The 8,623-nt window shown below is 32.1% G+C and carries 6 protein-coding genes; all 6 read left to right on the plus strand.

Annotation, left to right across the window (positions count from 1 at the left end):
* A partial coding sequence (locus tag WBN21_RS11500) for a sulfatase family protein (RefSeq protein ID WP_424200408.1) occupies positions 1-1,263 on the plus strand: 1,263 nt, incomplete at its 5' end.
* Between the two features lie 142 nt (positions 1,264-1,405).
* Complete coding sequence (locus tag WBN21_RS11505; RefSeq protein ID WP_424200410.1) at positions 1,406-3,232, plus strand: alpha-1,3-galactosidase-related protein; 1,827 nt, start codon at positions 1,406-1,408, stop codon at positions 3,230-3,232.
* 9 nt (positions 3,233-3,241) lie between these two features.
* Positions 3,242-5,779 (plus strand): T9SS type A sorting domain-containing protein, encoded by a 2,538-nt coding sequence (locus WBN21_RS11510; protein WP_424200412.1) that lies wholly within the window; start codon positions 3,242-3,244, stop codon positions 5,777-5,779.
* The gene (locus WBN21_RS11515) at positions 5,769-6,662 is read left to right on the plus strand and encodes a sialate O-acetylesterase (RefSeq protein WP_424200414.1); all 894 of its coding nucleotides are present in this window, start codon (positions 5,769-5,771) and stop codon (positions 6,660-6,662) included. Before WBN21_RS11510 ends, WBN21_RS11515 begins: the two co-directional genes overlap by 11 nt.
* 5 nt (positions 6,663-6,667) lie before the next feature.
* Positions 6,668-8,053, plus strand: coding sequence for a sialate O-acetylesterase (locus tag WBN21_RS11520; protein WP_424200416.1), 1,386 nt, complete (start codon positions 6,668-6,670; stop codon positions 8,051-8,053).
* Positions 8,054-8,118: 65 nt separating this feature from the next.
* A partial coding sequence (locus WBN21_RS11525; RefSeq protein WP_424200418.1) for a sulfatase-like hydrolase/transferase occupies positions 8,119-8,623 on the plus strand: 505 nt, incomplete at its 3' end.

Consider the following 8,623-nt stretch of genomic DNA (forward strand, 5'->3'; position numbering starts at 1 on the left):
AAAGAAGGTGTTAAATTCACAAACGCCTATTGTACAAGTGCGAGTTGTGCTGCGAGTAGATCTGTAATTCTTTCGGGGCAGTTTGGTCATGCCACAGGATCATATGGTCATGTACACGATTATCATCATTTTAGTACGTATGATAGCGTGAAATCACTACCTGTTTTATTAGAAAATGCCGGTTATGAAACGGCACGAATTGGTAAGTACCATGTAGCGCCAGAAAAGGTGTATCATTTTAATACAGTTTTAGAAGCAGATCCTAGAAACACAGTAGAAATGGCAGAAGCATGTACAAATGTTTTAAAATCTGATAAACCATTTTTCTTATATTTCTGTACAGACGATCCTCATAGAGGACATCCTTTTACACCAGACCCTTGGGATGCTCCAAATACTTTTGGAAATAAAAAAGAAGGTTACAAAAATGTTGATGCTATTACCTACAACCCAGAAGATGTTTTAGTTCCTGAGTTTTTGCCAGACACCAAACAAAGTCGTGAAGAAATTGCACAATACTATCAAAGTATTTCAAGAATAGATCAAGGTTTCGGAAAACTAATGAAAATGCTTCAAGACACAGGTAAAGCAGATAATACCATAGTATTCTATATCTCTGATAACGGAATGGCTTTTCCGGGAGCAAAAACAACCGTTCATGAACCTGGAATTAAATTACCTTGTATTATTAAAGACCCAACAAACAAAACAAAAGGAACTACCAATAATGCAATGATTTCTTGGGTAGACCTCACGCCTACTATTTTGGATATGGCTAAAGTAGATTATAAAGAAGAAGCATTTCATGGTAAATCGTTCAATACTATTATTGAAGAAGAAAACCCAAAAGGGTGGAACGAAATTTATGCCTCGCATACCTTTCATGAAATAACGATGTATTATCCAATGCGCGTAGTGAGAAGTGACAATTATAAGTTGATTTGGAACATAGCCTATCAATTAGAATATCCTTTTGCTTCAGATCTTTGGGCTGCTTCAACATGGCAAGGCGTATATAGAGTTAAAGAAGAATATTTCGGACCTAAAAAAGTGAAAGATTATTTATTCAGACCAGAATTCGAATTATATGACCTCTCTAAAGATCCAAATGAGACAATTAATTTAGCCACTATCAAAGGTTTTGAAATAGTTTTAGAGTCCATGAAATCCAAAATGAAAGATTTTCAAACTAAAACAAAAGATCCTTGGATGATTATGTGGAGTCATGACGCGTCATTACAAGGTTCAGGAGTTAATTTGTAATTACATATCAAAAATCATCAAACATAATGTTTTTATTGATTCTAGATGTATTGTACCCATAAGGACAACACATTAATTCACAAATACAAAACACTTGAGGAATTTAACGAATTTTCGTTTATAAAATAAAAAATATCAGATAATGAAAAATAAATCACAAATCTTTAGCCTAATTGCTGTTTTAATGCTGTTTTGTTCTTGTAGTTCTTCTGCGCAAGAAACCATAAACTTTAAACCTACAGATGGTGATTTAACATGGGAGGTTAGAAATACTATTGAAAACGCCAAAACAAAAGATATAAAATTAGTTTTTGAAAAAGGAACCTACACATTCCATACAGATTATGCTATTGGTAAATATCTTTATATTACCAATCATGGCAATGGTTTCAAAAAAATAATATTCAATTTTGAAGGCTTTAATTCGGTTGAAATTGAAGGAAACGGTTCAGAGTTTATTTTTCGTGGTCAGGCCGCTCCTATGGTATTTGAAGGCTGTAATAAAATCGATGTTAAAAACGTAACCATAGATTGGGACATTCCTTTTTCTTTTCAAGGCGATGTAATGGCTGTTAATAAAGAAGAACATTATTACGATTTAAAACCGTACACAAAAGGTTTCTCTTGGGATCTAAAAAGAGGACAAATAGAATTCCCAGGAATCAACCATTTTAACTTCACTTCTTTAGGTAGTTCGCTATCTCATAATAAAGAATCTAAAGCTGTAGATTATGGCGCTATGGATCAAACATTAAATCCAAACTACGTTGAAAAATTAAGCAATGGAAACTTAAGATTTCATGATAAAAACATGAAAAATTTTCCAAGAGTAGGTTCTGTTTTGCAATCAAAAGGTGATAAAAAAAATAACCGCTATGCTCCTGCTTTTTTAGTACGAAATTCGAAAAATATTATTTTCGATAAAGTCGTGATTCATCATGCTTTAGGAATGGGCTTTCTATTTGAACGCTCTGAAGATATTGATATTTTAAATAGTGGAATTTACATTCGTGAAGGTTCAGATAGAGTCATTTCTATCATAGCAGATGCAACACATTTTGCCAACTGCAAAGGGGATATTTTAATAGAAAACTGTCGCTTTGAAGGTATGTATGATGATGGAACAAATGTACACGGAACCTATGTTGAAATTGACAAAATTTTAGATAGTAAAACAGTTCGAGTTGCTTTAAAACATGACCAACAAATGGGGTTTGAATTTGCTGGGGTTGGTGATGATATTTGGTTTATTAAAAACCCAAATCCTCAGCGCGCAGGCGAAAATCAAGTAACCTCTGTTAAAGTAATTAACGATTATTTTACAGAGTTAACGTTTAAAAATGAGTTGCCTTCAGATTTAAACAAAGGTGATATTTTAGAGAATAAAACATGGAATCCAAACTTTACTATGCGTGGAAACACAATTCGCGATCATAGGGCAAGAAATATTATAATAAAAACACCTAATAAAATTATTATAGAAGATAATGATTTATCATCAATGATGTCTTCCATAATGTTACGAGGTGAATCGTTTTACTGGTTTGAATCCGGTAATGTGGAAGATGTAATAATTCGCAACAACCGTTTTGAGTATTGTAATTATGGTGGAGCAACAGATCATGCTATCTTAAAAGTTTCTCCAAGATTAGGAAAAACGTTCGATCAAACTATTTCCTATGATAGAAATATTGTTTTTGAAAACAACACAATAAAAACCTTTGATAATGGCATTGTTTGGGCAGACCGAGTTGATGGTTTGGTTATAAAGTATAATACAATTATTCAAACAAATACAGAGAAACCTCAATTTCCTAATAGGGCTACTTTTGAGTTATTTAATTGTATAAATGTTGAAATAAGTAAAAACTCTTATAAAGGTAGCGTTACAAACAATTTAAAAGTTGATAAAAAAACGTCTGAAAACATGGTTATAAAAGGAAACAAAGGATTTGAAAACTTAAAATAATTAAGAATCATGAAATTAAGGTTTGCTTTAATAATTTCCTTGTTACTAAATGGCGTTTTTAGTAATGCTCAAACTTTAGAGGAACAAGCACGTACTAAAATCATAGAATTAAACACGTTAATTTCACAAGCTGAAGATGAAAACATAAGTGTTTTAAAAGAAAAAATGACGGTTAGAACCGCAGAAATATTTTTGGAGTATGCAAATTGGGATGAAGAAAACATAACAATGAATACTGACTTGTTTGCACTTGTAAATAGGTATAAAGATAATGCTTCAGAAATGGCAAATTTATTGCCAGATTTTGAAAGGAATGATGTTATTGACATGTTGGATGAAGCCATTTCATATATCACTTTATTAATTCAAAAACAGGTGTTTAGAAAACCTATACCTGTTGTAAATTGGGAAGAAGTTACACATCAAAATGACCAACTTACTTTTAATGAGAAACCTGTTTTTTTATCGGATTATACATGGAAACCTAAAACATCATTTCTAACAGAATATCATGGGAATTTAGATGGTTTTTTTCTTACTCCTAGCATGGTTACCGACAAAAACGGCTCTATAAAAGCCAATACACTTAATGATTTAAACTCCAAACCAACCGGTTCAATGGGTTTTATTTTTTTGAATCATAAAAATGTACCTAATTGGTCCTTAACTGAGTATGGAACTGATTTTGAAATGCGAACCGACACTTTTACTGGTTATGATATAGATCACCCTGGAGCAAGAGAATTATGGAGTTATTTATTTGCTGGTGTTATACCGCAAATGGCAGGCAAAAAATATACTCAGTTGGGTTATATGCTTTGCAATGAGCCTCATTTTTTCACACATACAGATGGTAGTAATTTGCCTTGGGCATCAGGTTCTGTTTCTAATTTTACAATAGAAAAATTTAAAACATGGTTAACAAACAAACATACAACAATTAGCAGGTTGAATAGTTTATGGGGAACCAATTTTACAAGTTTTAATAACGTCACAATTTCTATTCCTATTGATATCAATAAAAAAGGAACTGCTATTTGGTATGATTGGGCATTGTTTAATATGTATCGAGTTACCGAATGGTATAAATTTTTAAAATCTGAAATAAAAACATATGATGCTAACGCAAAGGTTCACTTAAAAATAATGCCACACCTTTGGTCTGACAATGAAAAAGTACATGGAATTGACTTAGAAGCTCTTACTGAAATAAGTGAAATTGTTGGTAATGATGCTAAAGCTGAAAACAACCATATGTGGGGCCCTGAAGAAGAATGGGAAGCTCATTATGCTTTAAAATGGAGAGAGCTATGTATGAGTAATGATTTTATGAAATCTGTTGGTCCAAATAAAATCAATTTTAATTCAGAAACCCATTTCTTAACAACTTCTAGAAGTCGTGATTTATATTTAGATCCAGCTTATGCTAGAGCTACCTATTGGTTAGCTCATACTTATGGTATGACTGCGAATCAAACTTGGTTTTGGGCAAGAACTGAAGATGGTTCTCCAAGAAACGGAATTAATGTAGGTAATGGATATGCAGGCTCAAACAATCATCAACCAAGAGTTACTAATGAACTTGAAGCCACAATTTTGGATTTAAATTCATTTTCTGATGAAATCATGGCAATGCAACGTCAAAAAAAACCAATCCGAATTTTTTATTCGAAAACATCGGCAATAAATAAAGAAACACATTTAGATGATATTTTTGATTTGTATGAGTCCCTTCATTTTGAAGGGATTTCATTAGGTTTTGCAACCAGAAATATCATAGAAAATCAGGATAATAATTTATGGGATGTTATAGTTGTATACAAAACAGCCTTTGTTACTCAAGAAGAATTTACGGCATTGCAAACCTATTTAGATAATGGCGGAACCGTAATTATAGATTCAGAAAGTGTAAAGAAAAATGAATATGGAGAACCACTTTCATCATTAAATGCTAGTAATGGAAATTTGATGACCATTTCTACGCTTTCATCAATAAAAACTAATGCGCTAAGTATTGCTGACACTAAAAACCATTCACCAGAAGTAACTATTACAGAAACTAATGGAATTGGTGTAAAAGGATGCGTTTGGAAAAACGTAAAAAACGAGAATGGCAACAATGTTTTGTCTGTAGTGAATTTAGGTAAAACCGACGCCACTTTAACAATCAATTTAAAAGAAGCCACAGGAAATATAATTACTAAAGATTTATTAAAAGGGATTGAAGTAAGTAATACACCTACTTTAAAACCTTATGAACTCTATTTTGTAGAAGTAACAGACTCAAATAATTTAACTGTAGATAAAAATAAAGATGTAACGTTTAAATTATATCCGAATCCTGCTAATTCATTTCTAAATATCCAATCTCCAATTGGAAGTGAAATCATTTTATACTCTATTACTGGAGCTGTTTTACAAGTTATAAAAAGTAAAGAATTAATCACCAAAATTTCAACTCAAGGCTATGCAACTGGCGTTTATTTGGTAAAAATAAAATCTGATAAAAAAACAGAAACAAAAAAAGTAGTTGTTTATGAAAAATAGACTTGGGCTTTTTATTATAGTTGCTACGCTAATAAATATATACGGGTGCAAATCTTATATAACAAATTCAGAAAAAGACAATGTTCAAGTTGTTTTATTGGCAGGTCAATCTAATATGGCTGGTGCAGGAAATTATGATGAATTATCTGATGAAATTAAAAAAAGAATTGAAAAGGTAGCACATAGAGTTTTATTAAGCCAGTCTAATGTTTCACAAAAACCGCTATCATATTATATTAATAAACCAAGTGAGAAATACAACTTTACAAAACGATTTGGTCCAGAATTATTATTAGGTTTAACCTTAGCAGAAAAATATCCAAACAAAGAATTTTTGTTGATAAAACATGCCAAAGGAGGCACAGCTTTATATGGTGCTTGGAATCCGGAATGGACCATAGAAAAAGCTAAAGAGATAGAAAAAGGCGAAAAAAAACAAAATTGGAATTTACCAGAAATTCATATAGATTTAATAAAAAGCAATTTAGAAATACTTAAGAAAAAAAGTAAATCTTATCAAATTATTGGAATGGCTTGGATGCAAGGGGAAAACGATGCTGGTCTTGATGTTGCTGCAAATTCCTATGCTAAAAACTTAAAAAAATTAATAGAAAAATATAGAACAGAATTTAATGAAACTAACATGCCATTTGTTTTTGGACAAATAAACTCGAGATATGGTATTGAAGGCGGTGCAGAAATTGTTAGAAATCAGATGGAAAAAGTGCCTCAAATGCTAAAACAAGTGTCATTAATAAAAACAACTACAAAAGAAAATTGGTTAGATTTCCCTAAACATTCAGACAACGTACATTATAATACAGAAGGTCAAAAAAGGTTAGGTATTACTTTAGGAAAAGAACTTTTAAAATTAATGAAGTAAAAAGCATGAAAAAACTAATAACAGTTTTAATTATTTTAGTGTGTAACACAATTAGCGCTAAGGTTACTCCTAACTCGTTATTTCAAGATAATATGGTGCTACAGCGCCATCAACCAATAGCCGTTTTTGGCAAAGCCACATCAGAGAAAACAATTACAGTTGTTTTTAAAACTAAAATATATTCAGCTAAAGTAAAAAATGGTGAATGGAAAGTTTTTTTTGATGAATCTGAAGCAGGTGGACCTTTCACACTAATTATAAAAGGTGAAAATGAAGTCGTTTTATCAAATATTTTAGTTGGAGAAGTGTGGTTATGTTCTGGTCAGTCAAATATGGAAATGCCAGTAATTGGAAATAAAGGACAACCCATAAACGGGAGTAATTTGGCCATTCTAAGAAGTGAAAATTCTCAAATAAGAATGTTTAAAGTAGGAAAAAAAATGGCATCAGAACCATTAGATGCTTGCAAAGGAGAATGGAGTATTGCAAATCCTGAAACCGTTTTACATTATAGTGCAACTGCTTACTTTTTTGGAAAAATGCTTCAGGAAACTTTAAATATTCCAATAGGATTAATTAATAGCAGTTGGGGAGGAACTCCTGCTGAAGCTTGGACTCCAAAAGACATTATAGATTCTGAATTTAAAGATTTTAAGGGTTGGAATACAGACGATTCTAAACCTCAAAAAAATCCAGCAGTTTTATACAACGGAATGATTCATCCTTTAATACCCTTTACTTTTAGAGGTACCATTTGGTATCAAGGAGAAGCCAACAAAACTTACCATCAAAGCTACACCCAGCTATTTTCTTCAATGATTAAAAGTTGGAGAACAAATTGGAATCAAGGTGAATTCCCATTCTATTTCGTACAAATTGCTCCACTTGGTTGGGGAGGCGATAATCAAGCTTTTTTAAGAGAGGCTCAATTAAAAACTATGTTAGCAGTTCCAAACACAGGAATGGCTGTAACTCTGGATATTGGAGAACAATTTAATATTCATCCTGCAGAAAAACAAAAAGTTGGAGAACGTTTAGCACTTTGGGCATTGGCAAAAGATTACGGATATAAGAGTATTCAATTTTCTGGGCCTGTTTACAAATCAATGCGTATTAAAGGAAACATAATAGCTATAGAATTTGATTATGCTCCTAATGGTTTGACAACTTTCAACAAAGAATTAAATGGCTTTAAAGTGGCAGGAGCCGATAAAATTTTTCATGATGCAGAAGCCAAACTTTTAAAGGGTGGAAAACTAATAGTTTCGAGTGATAAAGTAGAACAACCTATTGCTGTAAGATATGGTTGGCAAGATTGGATAAGTGGTTCTTTATATAATACAGCAGGACTACCAGCTTCTTCATTTAGAACAGACAATTGGGACAATTAGTTTTGCAAAGCACCTAATTAAGTTCATTTAACTAATAAATAAAACGGAAACATATATAAATACTTATGAAGACAAAATATCTCATTTTTCTAGCAATCCCCTTTCTCTTTTTACAAACAAATTGTAAAACTCAAAAAGGAGAAAAGACTCAAGTAGCAGAAAAAAAAGGAACTATTAAGGACAAACCAAATCTGATTATCATTCATACAGATGAGCATAATTTCAGAACCTTAAGTTGCTATCAAGATTTAATGACAGAAGATCAAGCCTTTGTTTGGGGAAAAGGGAATAACTCTACCACACCAAATATTGATAAAATTGGACAACAAGGAGCCATAGCTACAAGTTATTATAATTCTTCTCCTGTTTGTACACCTTCAAGAGCCTCATTGGTTACTGGCTTATATCCACAAGCAACAGGAGCGCCTAAAAACGGAATGCACATACGCGAAGATATTCCAACATTTGCTACCATTTTAAGAGATCAAGGTTATGCCACGTCTTATGTTGGTAAATGGCATTTAGCGGGTCACGAAAAATACACATTTGGTATTAAGTACAAAGCAGGAT

Origin of the sequence: Algibacter sp., from assembly GCF_049667265.1 — a bacterium.
Taxonomy (GTDB): domain Bacteria; phylum Bacteroidota; class Bacteroidia; order Flavobacteriales; family Flavobacteriaceae; genus Algibacter_B.